Here is a 21,204-nt window from a genome sequence, read left to right on the forward strand (position 1 = left end):
TTAGCCTTGGGGTGGTTAATAAATGGTGAACCGCGATGACATGGGAGGATCGCCGGATGGAACCGAAATTCACCGTGGGCGGTCGGATCGCCCGCCCCCTGGCCCAGGTGTTCGAGGCTGTGGCGGACCCCGACAGCCTGTCGCACTATTTCACCACTGGCGGGGCCAAGGGCCGGTTGGTGGCAGGGACCACGGTGACATGGGATTTCCATGACTTTCCCGGCGCCTTTCCGGTCAAGGTGCAGCAGGTCGATGCCAACGAACGCATCGTCTTGCAATGGGAAGCCGAAGGCGGCGTCTGGACCACGATCACCATGACATTCGAAGCGATCGATCCCGACCGCACGCTGGTCCGCATCACCGAAGAAGGCTGGCCCGATACCGAAGCCGGGCTAAAGGCCAGCTACGGCAATTGCGAGGGCTGGACCGGGATGCTTTGCGCGATGAAGGTCTGGCTGGAACATGGCGTGAAGCTGCGCCAAGGGTTCTACAAATAGCCCTTGATTGCCGCACCGCCCAAGGCCGCGATCAGCACGACGGCCCAAGGTGCGGCGCGTCCCATGACCAGCGCGACAAAGCAGGCGGCGGCCAGCGCAAGATCGGCCTTGCCGGTGATCGCCGTGGTAAAGACCGGATCGTATAGTGCCACGGCAAGAATGCCGACCACCGCCGCATTGGCCCCCTGCATGGCCGATTGCGCCCATGCGCGCGGGCGCAGACGGTCCCAAAAGGGCAAGACGCCGATCAGGATCAGAAAACCTGGCAAAAACAGCGCCAGCAGGGCGATGACCGCGCCCGGAACGCCGTTCGGCGGCAGCTCCATCACCGCGCCAAGCCATGCGGCAAAGGTGAACAGCGGCCCCGGCACGGCCTGCGCCGCGCCGTAACCGGCCAGAAAGGCATCCTGACCGACGCGGCCCGTGGCGACCATCTCGGTTTCCAGCAGCGGCAGGACGACATGCCCGCCGCCGAAGACCAGCGCGCCCGAGCGATAGAACCCATCGACCATCGCCATGCCCGGCCCCAGCCCGGCAAGCAGCGGCAATGTCGCCAGCAGCAGCGCGAACACCGCCAGCGCGGCAACGCCCGCACGCGGCGTCACGGGCAGCGCCAGCGTCGCGCCCTGCCCCGGTTTCCCGCGCCTCAATCCCAGACCTGCCAGCGCCCCCAGAACGATGGCACAGATCATCGCGATAGCTCCGGGGGCCAGCGCCAGAACGAACATCGCCCCCACGGCAATGGCCGCACGCGCCCGATCCGGGCACAGGCTTTTGGCCATGCCCCAGACTGCCTGCGCGACGATGGCGACGGCCACGATCTTCAACCCGTGCAGCATGCCCTGCGCCAGAACCCCGTCCAGCCGCGCCGCCGTCAGGGCCAGCACCAGCAGCAGAATAGCCGAGGGCAGCGTAAAGGCCAGAAACGCCGCCAGCGCCCCGCCCCAGCCACCGCGCATCATCCCCAGGGCAAAGCCTATCTGACTTGAGGTGGGACCGGGCAGGAACTGGCACAGCGCCACCAGATCACCATAGGCCGCATCCGACAGCCATTTCCGCCGCGTGACCAACTCATCGCGGAAATAGCCCAGATGCGCGATAGGACCGCCGAATGAGGTCAGCCCCAGTTTCAGGAATGCCCCGAACACTTCGGCCACGCGGCCCTGATCGCTCATGGTGGTTATGCGCCTTGGCTGGAAACGGGCTGGGGCAGAATGAAAAAGGCCCCCGCACGGTGCGGAGGCCTGTGATCGCGGATCAGCGGGTGAATTTCTTGTATTTCACGCGCTTGGGTTCGACCGCATCCGGGCCAAGGCGGCGGATCTTGTCGGCCTCGTAATCCTCGAAGTTGCCTTCGAACCATTCGACATGGGCGTCGCCCTCGAACGCAAGGATATGCGTGCAAAGACGGTCAAGGAAGAAGCGGTCGTGCGAGATGATGATCGCGCAGCCGGCAAAATTCTCGATCGCGGCTTCCAGTGCTTGCAGCGTTTCCACGTCAAGGTCGTTGGTCGGTTCGTCCAGCAGCAGGACGTTGCCGCCGGATTTGAGCAGCTTGGCCATGTGGACGCGGTTGCGTTCACCGCCCGAAAGCAGGCCGACCTTTTTCTGTTGATCGCCGCCCTTGAAGTTGAACGAGCCGACATAGTTGCGCGAGTTGACCGAGGCATCGCCCAGTTCGATCACTTCCGCCCCGCCCGAGATTTCTTCCCAGACGTTCTTGTTCGGGTCCAGACTGTCGCGCGACTGATCGACATAGGCCAGCTTGACCGTATCGCCGATGGTCACGGTGCCCGCATCCGGCGTCTCATTGCCGGTCAGCATCTTGAACAGCGTCGATTTACCCGCACCGTTCGGGCCGATCACGCCGATGATGCCGCCCGGTGGCAGGCTAAAGGACAGGTTCTCGATCAGTTGCTTGTCGCCCATCGCCTTGGACAGACCTTCGACCTCGATGACCTTGCCGCCAAGGCGGGGGCCGTGCGGGATGACGATCTGGGCCGTGCCGACCAGATCCTTGACCGATTCGTCCGCCATCTTGTTATAGGCGGCGATACGGGCCTTGGATTTCGCCTGACGGGCCTTGGTCCCGGCGCGGATCCATTCCAGTTCCTTCTCCATGACCTTTTGCTTGGACTTGTCCTCGCGCGCTTCCTGAGCGACGCGCTTGGCCTTGGCTTCCAGCCACGACGAATAGTTGCCTTCGTGCGGGATGCCGCGGCCGCGTTCCAGTTCCAGAATCCAGGTCGTGATGTCGTCAAGGAAATAGCGGTCGTGGGTCACGGTCAGGATCGTGCCCTTGTATTCGATCAGGTGCTTTTGCAGCCAGGCGATGGTTTCCGCGTCCAGGTGGTTGGTCGGTTCGTCCAGCAGCAGCATGTCCGGCGCTTCCAGCAGCAGCTTGCACAGCGCGACGCGGCGGCGTTCACCGCCCGACAGCGTTTCCACATCGGCGTCATCGGGCGGGCAGCGCAGGGCTTCCATCGCGATGTCGATCTGGTTGTCCAGATCCCACAGGTTTTCGGCGTCGATCTCGTCCTGAAGCCGCGACATCTCGTCGGCGGTCTCGTCCGAGTAATTCATCGCCAGTTCATTGTAGCGATCCAGCTTGCCCTGCTTTTCCTTGACACCTTCCATGACGTTGGCACGCACGTTCAGCTGCGGATCAAGATACGGTTCCTGCGGCAGATAGCCGACCTTGGCGCCTTTTGCGGCCCATGCCTCGCCTTGGAAATCCTTGTCCAGACCAGCCATGACCTTCAGCAGCGTCGATTTACCGGCGCCGTTCACGCCGACGACGCCGATCTTGACGCCGGGCAGGAAGTTCAGGTGGATGTTTTCGAAAACTTTCTTGCCACCGGGATAGGTCTTGGAAACCCCGTCCATGTGGTAAACGAACTGGTAAGAGGCCATGATCTTTCCCCGTTGAGTATGCGTTCAGATGCTGCGCGCCTGTTTAACGGGGCCGCAGGGAAAGTGAAAGTCCGGGCAAACCCGCCTTAGCGGAACTGGGCCGAGAATTCCTTGCCGAAGGTCTGATCGACAAAGGCGAACTGGGGTTCCAGCATCTCGCGCAGCGCGGCGCGGGCTTTGTCGGGCACGACCAGACCGTTATCGGATGCAAAGACCTTCTTGCCCACATCGCGATAGTCGAAGGGGGCAAGACCAAGGAAGCTTTCGACCTGACGCAGGAAGCCGATGGGGTCGCGGGCGATCATGCCAAAGGGCAGATACAGCATCCGGTCGGCGCCGAAATGCGCGTTCCAGCGCGGCACATAGGTCTGGTAGTCGCCCCGGTCCAGCAGCACGGGATCCTGCACCTCGGTCAGCCATTCGTCGGCCGAGGCGGGTTTGCGCCGCGCCCGCGTCAGGTTCATCTTCAGCTGCGAGATGGCGCGATCGACCGGGTGGCGGATGATATAGATGAACTTGGCATCCGGCAGGAACTTGGACACGAACTCGACCCCCTCCTCGGGCAGGGTCGAGTATTCTGGCGTCACGTCGATGGTTTTCGCGTCATCCGGCGCCGGGGAGAACACCAGCTTGTACCAGTGATTGGTGAACATCGGTTCGCGGGTAACGCGGGACAGGTACTTCGCCATGTCCTTGGGCACATCCTCGCCCCGCGTCTCATAGCGTTTTTCGATGTTCTGCTTGGCGCGCTTGTAATGCCACGGCAGCCAGTTGCGGTGCTCCTCGACAAAGCGGTGGTTGAAGAACTGCACTTCCTTAAAGGGGGGCGTCCACACGTCCGGGTGCTGGCCCAGCATCTGCGACAGCCAGGTCGTGCCCGCTTTTTGCGCGCCGATGCCCAGAAAATCCGGTTTGCGTGGCTTGCCGTCAGGGTTCCAGTTCATCGCTGCGCCTTTGCCGTGGATCGTCACGCGCCTTTGTTACGGCAGGCTGCGGCAAGGGGAAAGCCTTCAATCGCAACGCGAGTGGATCAGAGGCGAATACTTCCCATACATTGCGCTGATCAGTCAGCCCGTTCGGCAATCGGCGTCAATATTATAAAATACGCTGCCACGCATATCAAAAAAGACAATCCGCTTGCACGAATCACCGACGAGTGTGACGATAATTAAATGACGGTGCTGAATTTCCGATCCGCCGTCACTTCCCCCTATATAAATGTCGATTTGTTATGGAGTTCGAAATGTCGGACGGAAGTAAGATGTTTGCATTGTCAGAAACGCGGATCGGAGAAAAATATATCCTCGGCGCTCCGGTCCCGAAAAACAATTCGAATTGGCATGGTCCCTGGGATTGCGCCGAATTCACATCATGGTTGGTTTATCAGATCGGGCAGGTGCTATATGGCTGCACCGACAATAACAGCCATCCGGCGTCAGCGGATGACTACACGGGTGCCTGGCAAAATGATAGCCAGAGCCTTGGGATCAGGATACCTATATCGCAGGCAGCACAGATCCGTGGTGCTTTCGTGCTGCGTTATCCGCCCGGCAGCGGGAAGACTGGCCACATCGCCATATCTGACGGCAAAGGCGGCACCGTCGAGGCCATGGGAAAAAACTACGGTGTTCGGCGCGGAAAGATAGCCGGTCGAGTCTGGGATGTCGGCGTCCTGATCCCGGATTTTACCTATGACACGCCGACCGGTTTCGTCATGAAAGAAAAGACCGTTCTTGTTTTCAAATTGGGCGCGACAGGAAAAGCTGTCGAGAAGATTCAAAAGGCACTTGCTGCGGCCGGTTTTGATCCAGGTCCGATCGACAAAGAATATGGTCCAATGACTGCAGCAGCAGTCGGGGCATATCAAGCGGCCAAAGGCCTGATCGTTGATGGACAGGTCGGGCCGAATACAGCAAAGAAACTGAAAATCGACCTGACTTAATCTCTCTCAGGTATCAAGACGTCCCCAAAGATCATATTCGCCGGCCTCGTCCACGGTGACGCTGACGATATCTCCGGGGGTCAAATCCTCGAAACCTTCGTCAATGAACAGGTTGCCGTCGATTTCGGGGGCGTCCGCCTTGGTCCGGCAGGTCGCGCCTTCGGCGTCCACGCTGTCCACGATCACGTCGATGCGGCTTCCGACCTTGGCTGCCAGCTTGGCTTCGGAAATGGCCTGCGCCTTTTCCATGAAGCGGTCCCAGCGGTCCTGTTTCACATCATCGGGCACATGATCGGGCAGCAGGTTCGCCCGTGCGCCCTTGACGTTTTCGTATTGGAAGCAGCCGACCCGGTCCAGCTGCGCCTCGTCCAGCCAATCCAGCAGGGTCTGGAACTCGGCTTCGGTTTCGCCCGGATAGCCGACGATAAAGGTGGACCGCAGGGTGATGTCCGGGCAGGCCGCGCGCCATGCCGCGATTTCATCCAGCGTCCTTGCCGCCGCCGCGGGGCGCGCCATGCGTTTCAGCGTGTCCGGATGGGCGTGTTGAAAGGGAATGTCCAGATAGGGCAGAACCAGACCTTCGGCCATCAGCGGGATCAGGTCGCGCACATGCGGGTAGGGATAGACGTAGTGCAGGCGCACCCAGGCACCCAGACCGCCCAGATCCCGCGCAAGGTCCACGATATGCGCGCGGTGGCCGCGTTCCTCGGCATAGCGGCGATCCAGCCCATAGGCACTGGTGTCCTGCGAAATCACCAGCAGCTCGCGCACACCCGCCTCGACCAGCTTTTCAGCCTCGCGGTAGACGGCATGGGCGGGGCGGCTGACCAGCTTGCCGCGCATGTCGGGGATGATGCAGAACTTGCAGGCGTGGTTGCAGCCTTCGGAAATCTTCAGATAGCTGTAATGGCGCGGCGTCAGACTGACCCCGGACGCAGGCAAAAGGTCGATGAACGGATCGGGCGACGGCGGCACGGCCAGATGCACCGCGTCCAGCACCTGTTCATATTGCTGCGGCCCGGTCACGGCCAGCACGGACGGATGCGCACCAGTGATGTATTCGGGCTCGGCCCCCAGGCAGCCGGTCACGATGACCTTGCCGTTTTCCGACAACGCTTCGCCAATCGCTTGCAGCGATTCCGCCTTGGCCGAATCAAGGAAACCGCAGGTGTTCACGATGACCGCACCCGCGCCCTTGTAATCGGGGCTGATCGCGTAACCTTCGGCCCGCAGGCGCGTCAGGATGCGTTCGCTGTCGACCAGCGCCTTGGGGCAGCCAAGGCTGACCATACCAATCGTGGGCTGACCGTCCCGACGTGTGGTGTCGAAGATCGGGCTTGGGGCTAGATCGGGGCGCAACAGGGGCGGGTTCTGGCTCATGATGCGCGGCATATAGTGCGCACGGGGGCAGTTGTTAAGCACGAAGCGTAACGGGGCCAAACACCTGAACGTCATTTTCAAGTGCCGTGGCGTCATGGCAATGATTCTGCCATGATGATTCCGCGTGCCCAGCCCCAGATCGTGATCCGCCACATGCTTCGAACCATGACCCGACTTGCCGCCCTGGCGATGATCGCCGTGACGCTGGCCATGCCTGCCGCACAGGCGCAGACCCGTGGTCAGGGCGACCCGATCGTCATCTGGAACAACAAGGGCGGCAACGTGGTCAAGGCGATGCAATATCGCGAAAAACTGGCCGCCTCGGGGCGTCGGGTGGAGATCCGCGGTTATTGCCGGTCGGCCTGCACGATCTATATCACGCTGCCCAATGCCTGCCTTGGCCCGCAGGCCCGTGTGGGTTTTCACGCGCCGCGCATCCCCAACACGCAGATCATCCCGCCGATCGTGGATGAACTGATGGCCCGCTATTACCGCAACGGCATCCTGCAAAAATGGAATGGCGGCTGGAATCGCTCGATCGAGATGCACAAGATCACTGCCAGAGAATACGTCCGGTTGGACCCCCAGACTCGGCTGTGTCGGAACTGACACAGGGTTGAAGGCAAGAAACCTTGATCTTTTGCGCGCCGCAGCCTAATTTCGTAGCGCCTGTTTTTTTCTTTGCAACCTGTCTCCTTCTCGGGTTCAGTCTGTATTTGATCTGACTGCGCCGGGTCGTCACATGATGGGGGCGACAAACTTGAAAAGGAGAGACACGATGGCCAATGGCACCGTGAAATGGTTCAACGCAACGAAGGGCTACGGCTTCATCGCCCCCGCTGATGGCGGCAAGGACGTGTTCCTGCACATCTCGGCGGTTGAGCGCGCCGGCCTGCAATCCGTCGCTGACGGTCAGGCTGTGACCTTCGACATCGAAGCTGGCCGCGACGGTCGCGAGTCGGCCCGCAATCTGGCTCTGGCATAATCGCCAGCCTGATTCTCGGACGTTGACGTTCAGCCCGGCCCCATCGGCCGGGCTGAACTTTTTTCGGGGCCGCGCTTATTCGCGCAGCCGCCAGCCGGTCGCAAAGATCCAGCGGATGATCGCCATGCAGACCACGATCATCACGGCCACGGCCACCAGCGACGTGAAGACCGGCACATCGGCCAGATCAAAGAAGCTCCAGCGGAAGCCTGAAATCAGGTAAAGCACCGGGTTCAGCTTGGCCACGCCTTCCCAGAACGGCGGCAGCATGGATGCCGAATAGAACGCGCCACCAAGGAAAACCAAGGGCGTGATGACCATCATCGGCACGATCTGCAACTGCTCGAACGACTTGGCCCAAAGCCCGATGATGAAGCCCAGCATGGAAAATGCCAGTGCGGTCAGGATCAGGAATGCCATCATCCAGAACGGATGCGCGATATGGACCCCGTTGAACCAGAAGCTGGTCAGCAGAATCACCAGCGCGATCAGCACGGCCTTGCTGGCGGCGGCACCGACGAAGCCCAGCGTCACCTCGATCCAGCCGGTCGGGGCGACCAGATATTCATAGATCGTCCCCGAGAATTTCGGGAAATAGATGCCGAAGCTGGCATTGCTGACGGATTGCTGCAGCACAGTCAGCATCATCAGACCGGGCACAATGAACGCGCCGTAAGCCACGCCTTCGACCGACTGGATGCGCCCGCCAATGGCCGCGCCAAAGACCACGAAATACAGCACCGTGGACAAAACCGGCGAGGCGAGAGACTGAAACACCGTGCGGAAGAACCGCGACATTTCATGGTGATAGACCGCTTTGACAGATGGCCAGTTCATGCGGTTTCCTTTTTCGGCTCGGCCACAAGGGACATGAAGATGTCTTCAAGGCTGCTTTGCTTGGTCGCGACATCGCGCACGGCGATGCCATGGGCGGTCAGATCGCCCAGAAGCCGCGCGATGCCGGTGCGCTCGGCGCGGGTGTCATAGTCATAGCCCAGCTGCCTGCCATCCGCCGAAAGCGTCAGGCCGCGCTCGGCCAGTTCCGGCGGCAGGTTTGCCAGCGGCTCATACAGGTCGATCATCAGGCGTTTCTTGCCGAATTCGCCCATCAGTTCCGCCTTGGGCTGCACCAGCAACAACTGACCGCGATTGATGACGCCGATGCGGTCGGCCATGTCCTCGGCTTCTTCCAGATAGTGCGTGGTCAGGATGATGGTCACACCCTCGGCCCGCAATTCGCGCACGACTTCCCACATCTCGCGGCGCAGCGCCACGTCCACGCCTGCGGTCGGTTCGTCAAGGAACAGCACTTTGGGGCGGTGCGACAGCGCTTTGGCGATCAGCACGCGGCGTTTCATGCCGCCCGAAAGCTCGCGCGTTCTGGCATCGCGCTTTTCCCACAGCGCAAGACTGCGCAGCAGCTTTTCGATATAGGCGTCGTCAGGCGCCTCGCCATACAGACCGCGCGTGAAACGCACGCAGTCGATGACCTTTTCAAAGGGCTCAAGCGTGATTTCCTGCGGGACAAGGCCGATCAGCTTGCGCGCCGCGCGCCAGTCGGTGCGAATGTCGTGGCCGCCGACGCGGACCGTGCCCTCGGTCGGGGTCACAAGGCCGCATATGATCGAAATCAGCGTCGTCTTGCCCGCGCCGTTCGGGCCAAGCAGCGCCAGGATCTCGCCCTCTTGCATCTGCAAAGAGACGTCCTTTAACGCGAATGTTCCGCTGTCATAGCGTTTCGACAGGTGGTCGATGTCGATGATGGGGCTCATGCCGCCTCCGTTCCGTCAACGGTCGGAAAAGCGGCCCGTCTGTGCGGGATGCGCCTTTTCGTCCGGTGTCAAAGCTGGTCCCGGACAAGGATGTGCCGGGCGGGTTCCGAGATAGTATCCCGTTCCCCGCCGCGCAACGGTCTTGGAAAATTTTACCTTGGGATCACCGTTTCGGGCACGGGTGGCAGACCGCCCGCTTCGGCATAAAGCCGCAGGCTGGCAGGTTCGATCACGTCGGTCAGTTGCGCCAGAACCGCCTCGGCCTTCGCGCCTGCGGGGATGGGCGGCAGGAATTCGATGATCGCCGTGCCGCGCCGGATCGGATAGCCGCGCTTGGGCCAGAACATGCCGCAATTCACCGCGACGGGCACGATGGGCAGGCCGGTGGCGCGCTGCACGATGGTGACACCGTGTTTATAGGGAACCGCCGTGCCGGGCAGCGTGCGCGTGCCTTCGGGGTAAAAGATCAGTTGCCCCAGACCTTCCGGACGGGCACGGGCGGTTTCGACCTCGGCGATGATCTGGCGCATGGCTTCCTTGCCACGCGCGCGGTCGATCGGGATGCTGCCGACCTTGCGTGCGAACCAGCCCATGATCGGCACGTTCATCACCTCGCGCTTCATGACAAAGGCCCGGCGCGGACAGGCCTGCGCGATGGCAAGGATGTCCAGAAAGCTTTGATGCTTGGCCGCGATCAGCATGTCGCCCGCAGGCGGCGTGCCGCGATATTCGATTCTGACCCCCAGAATGATGCGGGCCGCGCCCATCATCTGGCGCAGCCATGCGCTGGCGGTGCGGTTGGCATTGGCCGGGTTGATCAGCGTGCGCGGCAGGCCCCAAAGTCCGACCACCAGCGTCGCAAGCGCGACATAGACGTAATAAACCACCACCCGCACCCAATCGAGGATATAGGTGGAACGCGGGTGATACTGGTTCATCACCGGACCTCTCGCAGCATTTTCAGCGACGCCCAGCGGGTGGCGACAAAGCCGATGACAGCACTGGCCAGCGGGATCAGCAGCGGCCACAACCAGCCCCAGCCCTGAAAGCCCAGCCCGGTCAGGAACGCCCCGGCCTCGTCGGCGGCGGGCAGCAGCCAGATCGCGCCCATGCCAAGAACCGTGCCCGCAGCCGCGCCGATCGCCGCGCGGCGCGTGAAGCGGCGCACGAAGGCGGTGGCGATGGTGATGTCGCGCGCCCCGATCAGGCGCAGCACCTTGATGACCTGCCCGTTAGCCGCCAGCGAGGCTTTCGCGGCCAGTGTGATCATCGCCCCCGCCGTCGCCCCGATCAGCAAAAGCGAGATCAGCCCAAGCACGCGCAGCCGATTGGCAGCGGAGACCAGCGGCTCGCGCCAGCGGGTGTGGTCGTCCAGCACCGCGCCCGGCGCTTCGCCCTGCAACCGCAGGCGCAGGGCTTCGGCGTCGAACCCCTCGGCGGCTTCGGTCACTTCGACCAGTCGCGGGACGGGCAGCGCCTCGACGGGGACATCGGGGCCGAACCACGGTTCAAGCAGCTTTTCGACATCGGTATCGGGCAGCAGCTTCGACTGGGCGATGCCGGGGGTGGTCTTTAGCACCTCCATCACCGTCACGGTCTGATCGTCGATCTGATCCGGCGGGGCCGAGATGCGGACGGTCACGGTCTGCGCCAGTTCGGTTGACCAGCGTTCCGCCAGCCGCCCCGTCGCCAGCGCCAGCGCCAGCGCGAACACGGCCAGAAACGCCATCGCCGCCGCAGAAAACAGCGTCAGCTGCGCGGTAAACCCGGTCGGAGGCACAACCCGGTCGGTTCCCGCCACGTCGGGCCGGGTCAGCCCGCGCCACAATGCCGCAAAATCCAGGGACTTCAGATCCGGTCGTTTCACAGGTCGGCCCCCGCCAGTTGCAGCCGCTTCCCGGCAATGCGCAGCACGCGGGTCTGCACCTGCTGCTTGGCCGCGCGGATCATGTTCAGGTCATGCGTGGCAAACAGCACCGTCTTGCCCGAGCGGTTCAGCTCGACCAGCAATTGCAGCAGCCGCATCGACATGTCCCAGTCCAGATTGCCCGTCGGCTCATCCGCGATGATCAGGTCGGGCGACATGATGACGGCGCGAGCCAGTGCCGCGCGCTGGCGTTCACCCCCCGACAGGGCGGGCGGCATGGTGCGGCTGTGGTTGGTCAGTTGCACCCAGCTTAGCAGATCGCCAAGCGCGGGCATGTCCACCGCCTCGCCCGAAACGATCAGCGGCATGGCGATGTTTTCCGCAACGGGCAGGTGGTCCAGAAATTGCGTATCCTGATGCACCACGCCCACGCGGCGGCGCAGCGCGGCAATGCCGTCGCGCGACAGTTCGGTCACATCCTGACCAAAGGCCAGCATCTTGCCCGCCGTGGGTAGCAGGTCGGCATAGCACAGTCGCAGAAAGGTGGTCTTGCCCGATCCAGACGGCCCCGTCAGGAAATGAAACGACCCCGGCGGCAGGGACAGCGACATGTCGGCCAATAGCGGCTCGCCCCCGCTATAGCCAAAGGACAGGTTCTGCATCTCGATCACTGGTGGGGGCCCCCTTTTTTCCGGGCTTCTTGGCTCGCGGTTCCGGGCTTGATAGAACAGTCCGGCGGCGAATGCGAGACGAGGCATGACCGCGCCCCGTTCACGACCGGCCCCAGAAAGACCAGCCTATGCGCCTGACCTGCCCCCGTTGCAACGCCCAGTACGAGATCCCGGAATCCGCGATCCCCGCCATGGGCCGAGAGGTGGAATGTTCGGCCTGCGGAAATGTCTGGCATCAGCCGCGCGCTGCCGCCGCGCAAACGCCGCAAAAACCGCAGGAAATTGCAGCACAGGCGCAGGATTACGACGCATCGGCCCGTCCGGCGCTGAATCAGCCGCTGAGTGATTCGATCCTGTCGATCCTGCGCGAGGAAACCGCCCGCGAGCTTTCCGCCCGCAGTGACGCCAAGGCTCCGGCAGCGCCGGTTGCCGATCACATTCCCGCGACCGAACCATCGGCAGCGCCCATACCTTCACCCGAGCCAACCCCTGAACCGGCCGGTGATCAGCCTGTTTCGATCAGTGGCAATGCTGATTTCGAATGGCCCGTGGCGACGGTGATCCTGCCCGGCGAACCGCTGGAAAAGGACGCGCCCGAAACGGCGACACCGCCGAAAAAGGCCGAAAAGCCCGCGCCACCGCCAGTCGAACCCGAAGTATCGGCCCCGCAACCCGACCCGCTGCCCGATGCCGCAAGGCTGGCCGCCACGCTGACCCGTCCCGCAGCCCCCGCCCTGCGCCCCGCCGCGCTGGACGAGCGTCCGGTCCCCGTCGAGACCCTGACACAGGCCGATCAGACGACACCGCCCGTAGCCACAGCGCCGCAAAACAATCTGCCCGCAATCTTTCAGCCCAAGCCGCGCAAGGGCGGCTATGCGATGGGCTTTGGGCTGGCGGTGATGCTGGCCTTGGCCGTGGTGGCCTTCTATGCGCTGGCACCCCGGCTTTCGGCGGGCGCGGATGGCAGCACGGTCGGCGAATGGCGCAACGGTCTGGATCAGGGCAGGCTATGGCTGGCCGAGCAGTTCCAAAGCCTGCGCGCGATGATCTTCGGCTGACACCTTAGAAATTGTCCAGCAGACGGCCCAGATAGTCGCGTTCGTCGCGGGGCCGTTCGGCCTGTCCGCTGCGGCGGCGGATCTCGTCCTGCAGGTCACGCGCCCGACCGGCATCGTTGCCCGGCCGCGTCGCGTTGGGATCAAACGCCCCCTCGGCCCCGCCATTGCCGCCGGTATCGCGCCCCAGCGGATCGGTCGAGGGGCTGCGCTGTGCCAAACCGCGCGGGCCGCTGCGCTCTCCCTCTCCTGCAGGGCCGTCTTCCTGACCTTGCTGCTGTTGCTGGCCGTCCTGACCCTGCTGCTGGTTCGGGTTTTCATTCCGGGCCATGTTCCCAAGCGCGCGCATCCCTTCGCGCATGTTTTCAATGGCCTGCGCCTGACGCTGCATCGCACCGGCCTGATCGCCGTCGCGCAGCGCCTGCTCGGCCTCTTCCATCGCGCGTCCGGCATCGTCCAGATTGCGGCGGGCCTGATCGCCCTGCTCCGTGCCACGTCCGGGCAACAGCCCGCGCTGCCGGCCCAGATCCTCGCGCAGGGCACGCTGGCGGTCGGCCAGACTTTGGCCGCTTTGACCCTGCCCCTGCTGCCCTTGGCCCTGCTGGCCCTGACCTTGCTGGCCCTGACCTTCCTGCCCCTCACCCTGCTGGCCCTCACCCTGCTGACCCTGACCGGGCTCTCCGGGTTGCTGCCACTGGCCCCATTGATCCTGCAATTCGCGCATCGCCTCATCGGCCAGCTTTTGCTGTTCGCGCAGAGTGTCGGCCAATTGATCACTGGGGCGACCCTCACCGCCCTGTCCCGGCGTCTGGGTGACACGCAGGTTCTGCATCATGCGGTTGAACTGCTCCAGCAGCTCCTGCGCCTCGGCCATGCGGCCTTCGTTCATCAGGCGCTGTATTTCATCCATCATCTGCTGGATCTGATCGCCCGTGACCTGCTGACCCTGCTGCTTGCTGCGGTCGAACTTCTGCGACGGATCCTCTTTCCCTTGCTGGGCCAGCATATCGACATAGGCATCGGTCGCCTCGGACAGCTCGTCCATAAGGCGCTGGATTTCGTCGGGGCTGGCACCATTACGGATCGCTTCGGACAGACGCTCCTGCGCCTGCTGCATCCGCTCCAACGCATCGGCCAGACCGCCATCCTCAAGCTGGACGGCGGCATCCCACAAGACCTGCGCCAGACGGTTGCGCGCCTCTTCGGTCAGGTTGCCGGATTCCAGCGTGCCGATCACACCGCGCAAGCCTTCTGCCAAGGCGGGGTCCATGACCCCCTCGGGCTGCCAACTGATCGCGCGCAGCACCTCGGCACTGCGCGGACCATTCTCACGCGACCACAGCAGATCGCGGCGCAGCTCGATCAGGGACGCGGCCAACGGATCAAAGAACCGCCGTCCGGGCAGCACCATCTGCACAGGTTCCGAGCGGCCCTGCTGGTCGATCCCGTCCCGCACCTCAAGCGAGACGGTGACAGGCAGGTTCGCCCAAGGGTGCCGCGACAGATCGGTGGTCAGCTGCCCGCGAATATCCTTGCGCTGCCCCGATGGCGGCAAGGGCAGATCGATGCTGATCTGGTCCCGCGGTTCGGGCGCGATCTCCAGGCCGAAACGCCGGTCAATCGACCCAAGGTCAAGCTGGATCAGGGCCTTGCCCGATACGATGCCATTATCGTCCGCCGCCCGGAATGGCTGCACAAGGCGGCCATCGGCACGCCTGTCGGGCTGGACAACGGGCTGCACGCTGGGCGCGGCATCGGGAATGACGGTGACAGGGAACTGGCGTCCTGCGACCTGGATCATGCCGCTGCGTTCGGCCATGAACTCCGGCGCGGCAGGATCGCCCGCCACTGCTGCGCCGATATTTTGCGTGACCGCACCGCCCTCGCCATAAAGCCGGAAACTCAGCTTCGTGCCCTGCGGCAGGTCCAGCGCTTGCCCCTCGGGCAGGGCGTTCAGATAGATCGTCGGACGGCGGGTATAGCCCGGCGGCTCGGCCCAGCCCTCCCATGACGGCGCGTCCGAGGTAACGGGCACCGCCTCGGGCGCGGGCCGGAACGTCGCGCCAAGCGCGGCGATCCCCTGCCCCAGACGGCCCGTCGGCGCAAAGATCAACGCCATGACCAAGGCGATCAGGCCAACCAGCCGCAGCCCCACAGGGTCGCGCCAGCGCAACCGGGCGTCAGGAATGACCGCCCGCGCCCGCGCCGCCGCATCCTGCATATGCGCCAGATGCGCCTGCCACAGCGCGTCGGACCCCGCGTCGCCCGCCCCCACCGCGACTTGATCGCGCAACGCAGACAGCGGACGCCCCGGCAGCGTCAGATCGACCCGCGCCCGTGCGTCTTCGATCGAAGGGCGGCGAAAGCGGCGCAAACCCCACCATCCTGCAGCAACCACGGCCAGAACCACAAAGCCCGAAATCCACAGCAGCGCAGCAGAATCGACCAGATCGGCTGCACCGAATGCCAGCGCCGCAAAGGCCACCGCCACGACCACGCCCAGCGGCCAATAGGCCAGCGCAACCTGTTCCCACCACATCCCTGCGCGGGTCAGATCGACGGCACGCCTTGCCGTTCTGGGATCGGGGCTATCGGTCAATCAGCGCCCTTTCGACTTCTTGGTTCTACAAATACCCCACGGGGGTCCGGGGGTGTGAAACCCCCGGCAGCAACGGATCAGCCGGTCACAGCCATTCCGGGATGGTATCGCGTCCCAGCATTTCCTCAAGCGTCGGTCGCGGGCGGATGACGGCGAATTGATCACCGTTGACCAAAACCTCGGGGACCAGAGGCCGGGAATTGTATTCCGACGCCATCACCGCCCCATATGCCCCGGCCGAACGCAGCGCGACCAGATCGCCTGCCGAAAGACCGGGCAGTTGCACGCCCTTCTCGAACGTGTCGCCCGTTTCGCAGACCGGGCCGACCACGTCATAGGGGGCGACGGCCACACCCGGCGCGGCCTCGGCGACCGGAACGATGTCGTGATGCGCGGAATACATCGCGGGGCGGATCAGGTCGTTCATCGCGGCGTCTAGAATCAGGAAATCCCGCCCCTCGCCCTCTTTCAGATAGATGACCGAAGACAGCAAAATCCCCGCATTCCCCGAGATATTGCGCCCCGGCTCGATCTCGATCTCGCAGCCCAGATCGCCCACGGCATCGCGGATCACCTGCCCGTATTCGATGGGCAAAGGCGGGGCGTTGTTGTCGCGGGTATAGGGGATGCCAAGCCCACCGCCCATATCCAGACGGCGGATGTCATGGCCGTCGGCGCGCAGCGCGCGGGTCAGCTCGGCCATCTTGGCATAGGCCTGACGGTAAGGCTCCAGATCGGTCAGCTGGCTGCCGATATGCATGTCGATGCCCACGACCTCGATCCCCGGCAGGCTTGCGGCACGGGCATAGACATCGCGCGCGCGCGCAATCGGGATGCCAAACTTGTTTTCCGATTTGCCGGTCGCGATCTTTTCATGGGTCTTGGCGTCCACATCGGGGTTCACCCGCACCGCGATCGGCGCGCTGACCCCCATCGAGGAGGCGACCCTGGACAGCAATTCCAGTTCCGGCTCGGACTCGACGTTGAACTGACGGATGCCGCCTTCCAATGCCATGCGCATCTCGGGCTCGGTCTTGCCGACGCCGGAAAACACGATCCGATCGCCCGGTACGCCCGCCGCCTTGGCCCGCGCGTATTCGCCCGCCGAAACGATGTCCATCCCCGCGCCCAGATTGCCCAGCAGCTTCAGCACGGCAAGGTTGGAATTCGACTTCACCGCAAAGCAGACCAGATGATCGGTCCATGCCAGTGCCTGCTGGAACTGCTGGAAATGCCGGGTCAGCGTGGCGGTCGAATAGACATAGACCGGGGTGCCCACCTCGGCCGCGATGCGGGTCAGGGGCACGTCCTCGGCATGAAGCACGCCGTCCACATAGTTGAAATGGTCCATTACGCGATCCTGCGAGAGCGGATGAAAAGATAAAGCGGCAGCGCGCAGCCGATCCCCAGCGCCAGCGCGGGGATCGTCAGCAGCGCGGCCCAATTGCGGCGCACGGAGGTTTCGATCAGGCACCATGCCAGCAGCGCGATCTGCGCCACGATCTCGGAGGCCGAAACACCGCGCCACAGCACGTCCCCGATAGCCAGCCCGACGCCCGCGCCGATCAGCGCCAGCGCCAGCCAGACCAGCCGCAGGGGCGTCAGATCAAAGCCGGGAGACGACACCGATCCGCGCCTCTCCGCTGACATGAACGCCGGGGGGCGGCGTGTCGGCCGGGCGCGTGGGCGCGCCATCGACGCCGCAACCCGAAAGGGTCGCCAGCAACAGGGCCAAGCCCGCGAAAAGCAGATATTGCGTCATGCCAGTTTTTCCCTCCAGCGCGCGATCTGGGCGCGGACCTGCGCAGGTGCCGTGCCGCCATAGGACATGCGCGACGCGACCGAGTTATGCACGCCCAGCACGCCGAACACATCCGCGGTGATTGCGGGATTGACCGATTGCATCTGTTCCAGCGTCAGTTCGGGCAGATCGACGCCCGATTTCTCGGCCATCGCGACCAGCGCGCCGGTCGCGTGATGCGCGTCGCGGAAGGGCAGACCGGCTTCGCGCACCAGCCAGTCGGCAAGGTCGGTCGCGGTCGAAAAGCCCGAGCCCGCCGCAGCCTCCAGCCGGTCCTTGTTCGCCGTCAGGTCCGACAGCATCCCGGTCATCGCGGCCAGTGCCAGCATCAGGTTGTCGGCGGCGTCAAAGACCTGCTCCTTGTCCTCCTGCATGTCCTTGGAATAGGCCAAGGGCAGCCCCTTCATCACCACGAACAGCGCCACCGCCGCGCCCAGAATCCGCCCGATCTTGGCGCGGATCAGTTCCGCCGCATCGGGGTTCTTCTTTTGCGGCATGATCGACGAGCCGGTCGAGAAGCGGTCCGACATGGTGATGAACCGGAACTGGGCCGACGACCAGATCACCAGCTCCTCGGCCAGACGCGACAGGTGGACGGCGCAGATCGCGGCGCTGGACAGGAATTCCAGCGCGAAATCGCGGTCGCTGACGGCATCAAGGCTGTTGGCCATCGGGCGGTCGAAATCCAGCGCCCTTGCCGTCGCTTCGCGGTCGATCGGGAACCCGGTTCCTGCCAGCGCTGCCGCCCCAAGGGGCGATTCATTCATGCGTTTGCGCGCGTCCTGAAAACGCGACAGATCGCGGCCGAACATCTCGACATAGGCCATCATGTGGTGGCCCCATGTCACCGGCTGCGCGGTTTGCAGATGGGTAAAGCCGGGCATGACCCAATCGGCGCCCTTTTCGGCCTGATCCAGCGCCGCGCGGATCAACGCATCCAGCCCGGTGATCGCGGCATCAGCCTGATCGCGCACCCACAGCCGGAAATCCGTCGCGACCTGATCGTTGCGCGACCGCGCGGTGTGCAGCCGGCCCGCCGGTTCGCCGATGATGTCCTTTAGCCGCGATTCCACATTCATGTGAATGTCTTCCAGCGCAGTCTGGAATGGGAAATCCCCTGCCTCGATCTCTGACAAGACCGTGAGCAGCCCTTTCCCGATCGCCTCGGCATCGCTATCGCTGATGATGCCTTGTGCCGCCAGCATGGCTGCATGGGCGCGGCTGCCCCGGATGTCCTGGGCATAAAGCCGCTGGTCGAACCCGATCGAGGCATTGATCGCCTCCATGATCGCATCCGGCCCGGCGGCGAAACGTCCACCCCACATCTGGTTGGCGGTCGGGCTGGGCTGCTTGGTCATGGGACGTCCTTGGGGGTTGGAATGCTGCGTTCGCTGGTTCTTTATACGGCACTGGTCCTTGGTGCAAATACGGGTTTCGCCGGGGAAATCGACTGGCAGGCCGCGCATGACGGGGGCTTGGCCAAGCTTTCGCAGACTGACCCGACCCCCGTGCCCGCCACCACCTTCACCGACCCGGATGGCGGCACGCATTCGCTGGCCGATTACAAGGGCAAGGTGGTGCTGCTGAATTTCTGGGCGACATGGTGCGCCCCCTGCCGCGAGGAGATGCCCTCGCTTGACAGCTTGCAGGCCGATCTGGGCGGGGATGATTTCGCGGTGGTGGCGATTGCGGCGGGCCATAACCCACCGCCCGCCGTCAAGAAGTTCCTGACCGAACAAAAGATCACCAACCTGCCCGTGCTGCTGGACCCGCGTCAAGCATTGGCGCGCGAGATGGGCGTGATGGGAATGCCCGTCACCGTCCTGATCGACCGCGACGGGAATGAGATCGCGCGCTTGATCGGCGGGGCCGACTGGTCGTCAGACGCGGCCAAGGCACTGATCACGCAGGCGAAAGCGCCCTGACCTGCGCGTGACAGGGGCAGCCCGTCATGTGATCGTTGACCAGCCCGCAGGCCTGCATGAAGGCATAGGTGATGACCGGGCCGCAGAATTTGAAGCCGTGCTTTTTCAGCGCCTTGGCCATGGCCTGCGATTCCGCGGTCTGGGTCGGAACTTCGGACATGCTGGCGCGTCGGTTCTGGATCGGCTTGCCGCCGACGAACGACCAGATAAAGGGCGAGAAACCTTCGCGCGCCTCGATCTCAAGATAGGCGCGGGCGCCGGTCACGGCGGCCTCGATCTTGCCGCGATGACGGATGATACCGGGATTCTGCAAGGCCTGGGCCACCTGCGGCTCACCCCAGTTCGCCACCCGCTGGGGATCGAAACCTTCGAACACCTCGCGGAAGCTGTCGCGCTTGCGCAGGATGGTAATCCAGCTTAGCCCCGCCTGAAAGCCGTCCAGCACCAGCTTTTCCCACAGGCTGCGCGAATCGTATTCGGGCACGCCCCATTCCGTGTCGTGATAGGCGACGTAAAGCGGGTCGGTCCCGCACCAGGTGCAGCGTGTCACGGTCATGTCCGATTAACCTTAAGTCGAGATAGGGTCTCAACTTTACCCGATCTTAGGCAATATTCGCCAGACTCTGCGCTGACGACAGGAGTCCTTGGCATGACCGATGATATTTATATGACGCACGGATACACGACGCAGGAACCCGGCTCTCCGCTGGATTTCGCCATCGACCAGCAGGCGCGGCTGACACTTGCGACGGTGCGGCGGGCGGTGTCGCGGGGCGATGCGATGCTGGCCTATCAGCCGGTCGTGCAGTCCAGCAGGCCCGAACACCCAGCCTTTTACGAAGGGCTGATCCGCATCATCGACGAAAGCGGGCGAATCGTGCCGCTGCGCGATTTCCTGCCCGGCGCCGAGGCGACGGAACTGGGTCGGCAGATCGACTGTCTGGCGCTGTCGCTGGGTCTGAAAACGCTGGCCGAAGAACCCTCGATGCGGCTGTCGATCAACATGTCGGCCCGTTCCATCGGCTATCCCGCATGGATGCGCACCCTGCAGGACGGCATCCGGGAAGACGTGCGCATCCCTGAGCGGCTGATCCTTGAAATCACAGAAAATTCCGCAATGGGGATGCCCGAGGTGGTGGGCCGCTTCATGCAGGAACTGCAGGCGCAGGGCGTCAGTTTCGCACTGGACGATTTCGGCTCGGGCTATACCTCGTTCCGGTATCTGCGCGATTTCTGTTTCGACATGATCAAGATCGAGGGGCAGTTCATCCGTGAAATCTGCACCCAGCGCGACAATCAGGTGCTGACCCGCGCGCTGCAGGCCATTGCACATCATTTCGATATGTTCACGGTCGCGAAATCGGTCGAAACGGCGGATGAGGCAGCCTTTCTGATCGATATGGGCATCGACTGCCTGCAGGGCTTCTATTTCGGTGCGCCGACGATCGTGCCGCCATGGCGTTCGCCCAATTCGTCGTCGAAACGCACCTGAATTTCCGCAAAGACGCGCCGCCGAACAGGCACTTGTCCCGATATGACTGCGCGGCTGCGAAAATCCGGACGATCGACCGCTCTGCGGTATGGTAGATCGCGCTATCGGGGCGCAGCATTTCCCGGCGAAGATGGCCGGGCAAGTGCGCTTGACGTTGCGTTCCGAAACGGCAACGGTTCCCCCAAGCCGTGTATTCCGGCGCTCAGGGGAAGGAGCCAAACATGACCAAAGCAGTGATCGTATCCGCCGCCCGCACACCCGTAGGTAGCTTCCTTGGGGCCTTTGCCAATACGCCCGCGCATGAT

At 63.5% G+C, this 21,204-nt stretch carries 22 protein-coding genes; 7 read left to right on the top strand and 15 right to left on the bottom strand.

From position 1 onward, the window contains the following. Positions 1-56 precede the first annotated feature (56 nt). Positions 57-497, top strand: coding sequence for an SRPBCC family protein (locus tag FN835_RS12855; protein WP_142663626.1), 441 nt, complete (start codon positions 57-59; stop codon positions 495-497). Here FN835_RS12855 and chrA read toward each other — a convergent pair. The 3 genes from chrA to FN835_RS12870 form a co-directional block, all read right to left on the bottom strand. Next, positions 488-1,672 (bottom strand): chromate efflux transporter, encoded by a 1,185-nt coding sequence (gene chrA, locus FN835_RS12860; RefSeq protein ID WP_142663627.1) that lies wholly within the window; start codon positions 1,670-1,672, stop codon positions 488-490. The genes FN835_RS12855 and chrA overlap by 10 nt on opposite strands. 82 nt (positions 1,673-1,754) lie before the next feature. Further along, a complete protein-coding gene (gene ettA / locus FN835_RS12865) occupies positions 1,755-3,410 on the bottom strand; it encodes an energy-dependent translational throttle protein EttA (RefSeq protein ID WP_142663628.1) in 1,656 nt (551 codons plus the stop codon). Positions 3,411-3,496: 86 nt separating this feature from the next. Next, complete coding sequence (locus FN835_RS12870) at positions 3,497-4,354, bottom strand: sulfotransferase family protein (RefSeq protein WP_142663629.1); 858 nt, start codon at positions 4,352-4,354, stop codon at positions 3,497-3,499. Positions 4,355-4,653: 299 nt separating this feature from the next. Between FN835_RS12870 and FN835_RS21445 the strand changes: the two genes are divergently transcribed. Beyond that, on the top strand, positions 4,654-5,352 hold the full coding sequence (locus FN835_RS21445; protein WP_221930418.1) for a peptidoglycan-binding domain-containing protein: 699 nt from the start codon (positions 4,654-4,656) through the stop codon (positions 5,350-5,352). A 6-nt stretch (positions 5,353-5,358) separates the two neighbouring features. Here the strand turns inward: FN835_RS21445 and rimO are convergent, their stop codons facing one another. After that, entirely contained in the window at positions 5,359-6,732 is a 1,374-nt protein-coding gene (gene rimO / locus FN835_RS12880; RefSeq protein WP_142663630.1) for a 30S ribosomal protein S12 methylthiotransferase RimO, read from the bottom strand. 111 nt (positions 6,733-6,843) lie between these two features. Here rimO and FN835_RS12885 point away from each other — a divergent pair, with 111 nt between their 5' ends. Both FN835_RS12885 and FN835_RS12890 read left to right on the top strand, forming a co-directional pair. Then, complete coding sequence (locus FN835_RS12885) at positions 6,844-7,341, top strand: hypothetical protein (protein WP_246098731.1); 498 nt, start codon at positions 6,844-6,846, stop codon at positions 7,339-7,341. A 169-nt stretch (positions 7,342-7,510) separates the two neighbouring features. Continuing rightward, positions 7,511-7,717: a cold-shock protein gene (locus FN835_RS12890; protein ID WP_142663631.1), complete on the top strand. Its 207-nt coding sequence runs from the start codon at positions 7,511-7,513 to the stop codon at positions 7,715-7,717. Between the two features lie 75 nt (positions 7,718-7,792). On the opposite strand, the gene FN835_RS12895 is transcribed toward FN835_RS12890, so the two are convergent. The 5 genes from FN835_RS12895 to FN835_RS12915 form a co-directional block, all read right to left on the bottom strand. Next, on the bottom strand, positions 7,793-8,554 hold the full coding sequence (locus tag FN835_RS12895) for an ABC transporter permease (protein WP_142663632.1): 762 nt from the start codon (positions 8,552-8,554) through the stop codon (positions 7,793-7,795). Then, complete coding sequence (locus FN835_RS12900) at positions 8,551-9,489, bottom strand: ABC transporter ATP-binding protein (protein WP_142663633.1); 939 nt, start codon at positions 9,487-9,489, stop codon at positions 8,551-8,553. Before FN835_RS12900 ends, FN835_RS12895 begins: the two co-directional genes overlap by 4 nt. Before the next feature lie 152 nt (positions 9,490-9,641). Beyond that, positions 9,642-10,427 carry a lysophospholipid acyltransferase family protein gene (locus tag FN835_RS12905; RefSeq protein ID WP_142663634.1) on the bottom strand — a complete coding sequence of 262 codons (786 nt, stop codon included), beginning with the start codon at positions 10,425-10,427 and terminating at the stop codon, positions 9,642-9,644. Further along, the gene (locus FN835_RS12910) at positions 10,427-11,356 is read right to left on the bottom strand and encodes a cell division protein FtsX (protein WP_142663635.1); all 930 of its coding nucleotides are present in this window, start codon (positions 11,354-11,356) and stop codon (positions 10,427-10,429) included. Before FN835_RS12910 ends, FN835_RS12905 begins: the two co-directional genes overlap by 1 nt. Further along, the gene (locus FN835_RS12915; RefSeq protein ID WP_142663636.1) at positions 11,353-12,027 is read right to left on the bottom strand and encodes a cell division ATP-binding protein FtsE; all 675 of its coding nucleotides are present in this window, start codon (positions 12,025-12,027) and stop codon (positions 11,353-11,355) included. The genes FN835_RS12910 and FN835_RS12915 overlap by 4 nt, the downstream gene beginning before the upstream one ends. A 128-nt stretch (positions 12,028-12,155) precedes the next feature. Here FN835_RS12915 and FN835_RS12920 point away from each other — a divergent pair, with 128 nt between their 5' ends. Next, positions 12,156-13,085 (top strand): zinc-ribbon domain-containing protein, encoded by a 930-nt coding sequence (locus tag FN835_RS12920; protein WP_142663637.1) that lies wholly within the window; start codon positions 12,156-12,158, stop codon positions 13,083-13,085. Positions 13,086-13,089: 4 nt separating this feature from the next. On the opposite strand, the gene FN835_RS12925 is transcribed toward FN835_RS12920, so the two are convergent. The 5 genes from FN835_RS12925 to argH form a co-directional block, all read right to left on the bottom strand. Then, positions 13,090-15,681 carry a DUF4175 domain-containing protein gene (locus FN835_RS12925; protein WP_342778595.1) on the bottom strand — a complete coding sequence of 864 codons (2,592 nt, stop codon included), beginning with the start codon at positions 15,679-15,681 and terminating at the stop codon, positions 13,090-13,092. A gap of 85 nt (positions 15,682-15,766) precedes the next feature. Further along, positions 15,767-17,032, bottom strand: coding sequence for a diaminopimelate decarboxylase (lysA, locus tag FN835_RS12930; protein ID WP_142663638.1), 1,266 nt, complete (start codon positions 17,030-17,032; stop codon positions 15,767-15,769). After that, positions 17,032-17,307, bottom strand: a complete 276-nt coding sequence (locus FN835_RS12935) for a DUF2834 domain-containing protein (protein WP_142663639.1) — start codon at positions 17,305-17,307, stop codon at positions 17,032-17,034. Before FN835_RS12935 ends, lysA begins: the two co-directional genes overlap by 1 nt. Further along, positions 17,288-17,443, bottom strand: coding sequence for a hypothetical protein (locus FN835_RS21265; RefSeq protein WP_185958664.1), 156 nt, complete (start codon positions 17,441-17,443; stop codon positions 17,288-17,290). The genes FN835_RS12935 and FN835_RS21265 overlap by 20 nt, the downstream gene beginning before the upstream one ends. Next, positions 17,440-18,840 carry an argininosuccinate lyase gene (gene argH, locus FN835_RS12940; RefSeq protein ID WP_142663640.1) on the bottom strand — a complete coding sequence of 467 codons (1,401 nt, stop codon included), beginning with the start codon at positions 18,838-18,840 and terminating at the stop codon, positions 17,440-17,442. The genes FN835_RS21265 and argH overlap by 4 nt, the downstream gene beginning before the upstream one ends. Before the next feature lie 24 nt (positions 18,841-18,864). On the opposite strand from argH, the gene FN835_RS12945 reads away from it, so the two are divergent. After that, positions 18,865-19,407 (top strand): TlpA disulfide reductase family protein, encoded by a 543-nt coding sequence (locus FN835_RS12945; RefSeq protein WP_142663654.1) that lies wholly within the window; start codon positions 18,865-18,867, stop codon positions 19,405-19,407. On the opposite strand, the gene FN835_RS12950 is transcribed toward FN835_RS12945, so the two are convergent. Then, a complete protein-coding gene (locus FN835_RS12950) occupies positions 19,385-19,963 on the bottom strand; it encodes a DNA-3-methyladenine glycosylase I (RefSeq protein WP_142663641.1) in 579 nt (192 codons plus the stop codon). The genes FN835_RS12945 and FN835_RS12950 overlap by 23 nt on opposite strands. Before the next feature lie 93 nt (positions 19,964-20,056). On the opposite strand from FN835_RS12950, the gene FN835_RS12955 reads away from it, so the two are divergent. Next, positions 20,057-20,899, top strand: coding sequence for an EAL domain-containing protein (locus FN835_RS12955; RefSeq protein ID WP_142663642.1), 843 nt, complete (start codon positions 20,057-20,059; stop codon positions 20,897-20,899). Positions 20,900-21,204: the final 305 nt, after the last annotated feature.

It is taken from the genome of Paracoccus laeviglucosivorans (genome assembly GCF_900182695.1).
Taxonomy (GTDB): Bacteria; Pseudomonadota; Alphaproteobacteria; order Rhodobacterales; family Rhodobacteraceae; genus Paracoccus; species Paracoccus laeviglucosivorans.

What these genes read in the sequence shown, in the direction of transcription:
- FN835_RS12895 (WP_142663632.1), bottom strand. Translation starts at nt 8,554, where the DNA reads ATGAACTGGCCATCTGTCAAAGCGGTCTATCACCATGAAATGTCGCGG.
- rimO (WP_142663630.1), bottom strand. Translation starts at nt 6,732, where the DNA reads ATGAGCCAGAACCCGCCCCTGTTGCGCCCCGATCTAGCCCCAAGCCCG.
- FN835_RS21445 (WP_221930418.1), top strand. Translation starts at nt 4,654, where the DNA reads ATGTCGGACGGAAGTAAGATGTTTGCATTGTCAGAAACGCGGATCGGA.
- FN835_RS12955 (WP_142663642.1), top strand. Translation starts at nt 20,057, where the DNA reads ATGACCGATGATATTTATATGACGCACGGATACACGACGCAGGAACCC.
- FN835_RS12920 (WP_142663637.1), top strand. Translation starts at nt 12,156, where the DNA reads ATGCGCCTGACCTGCCCCCGTTGCAACGCCCAGTACGAGATCCCGGAA.
- lysA (WP_142663638.1), bottom strand. Translation starts at nt 17,032, where the DNA reads ATGGACCATTTCAACTATGTGGACGGCGTGCTTCATGCCGAGGACGTG.
- FN835_RS12950 (WP_142663641.1), bottom strand. Translation starts at nt 19,963, where the DNA reads ATGACCGTGACACGCTGCACCTGGTGCGGGACCGACCCGCTTTACGTC.
- chrA (WP_142663627.1), bottom strand. Translation starts at nt 1,672, where the DNA reads ATGAGCGATCAGGGCCGCGTGGCCGAAGTGTTCGGGGCATTCCTGAAA.
- FN835_RS12885 (WP_246098731.1), top strand. Translation starts at nt 6,844, where the DNA reads ATGATGATTCCGCGTGCCCAGCCCCAGATCGTGATCCGCCACATGCTT.
- FN835_RS21265 (WP_185958664.1), bottom strand. Translation starts at nt 17,443, where the DNA reads ATGACGCAATATCTGCTTTTCGCGGGCTTGGCCCTGTTGCTGGCGACC.
- FN835_RS12855 (WP_142663626.1), top strand. Translation starts at nt 57, where the DNA reads ATGGAACCGAAATTCACCGTGGGCGGTCGGATCGCCCGCCCCCTGGCC.
- ettA (WP_142663628.1), bottom strand. Translation starts at nt 3,410, where the DNA reads ATGGCCTCTTACCAGTTCGTTTACCACATGGACGGGGTTTCCAAGACC.
- FN835_RS12870 (WP_142663629.1), bottom strand. Translation starts at nt 4,354, where the DNA reads ATGAACTGGAACCCTGACGGCAAGCCACGCAAACCGGATTTTCTGGGC.
- FN835_RS12890 (WP_142663631.1), top strand. Translation starts at nt 7,511, where the DNA reads ATGGCCAATGGCACCGTGAAATGGTTCAACGCAACGAAGGGCTACGGC.
- FN835_RS12905 (WP_142663634.1), bottom strand. Translation starts at nt 10,427, where the DNA reads ATGAACCAGTATCACCCGCGTTCCACCTATATCCTCGATTGGGTGCGG.
- FN835_RS12900 (WP_142663633.1), bottom strand. Translation starts at nt 9,489, where the DNA reads ATGAGCCCCATCATCGACATCGACCACCTGTCGAAACGCTATGACAGC.
- argH (WP_142663640.1), bottom strand. Translation starts at nt 18,840, where the DNA reads ATGACCAAGCAGCCCAGCCCGACCGCCAACCAGATGTGGGGTGGACGT.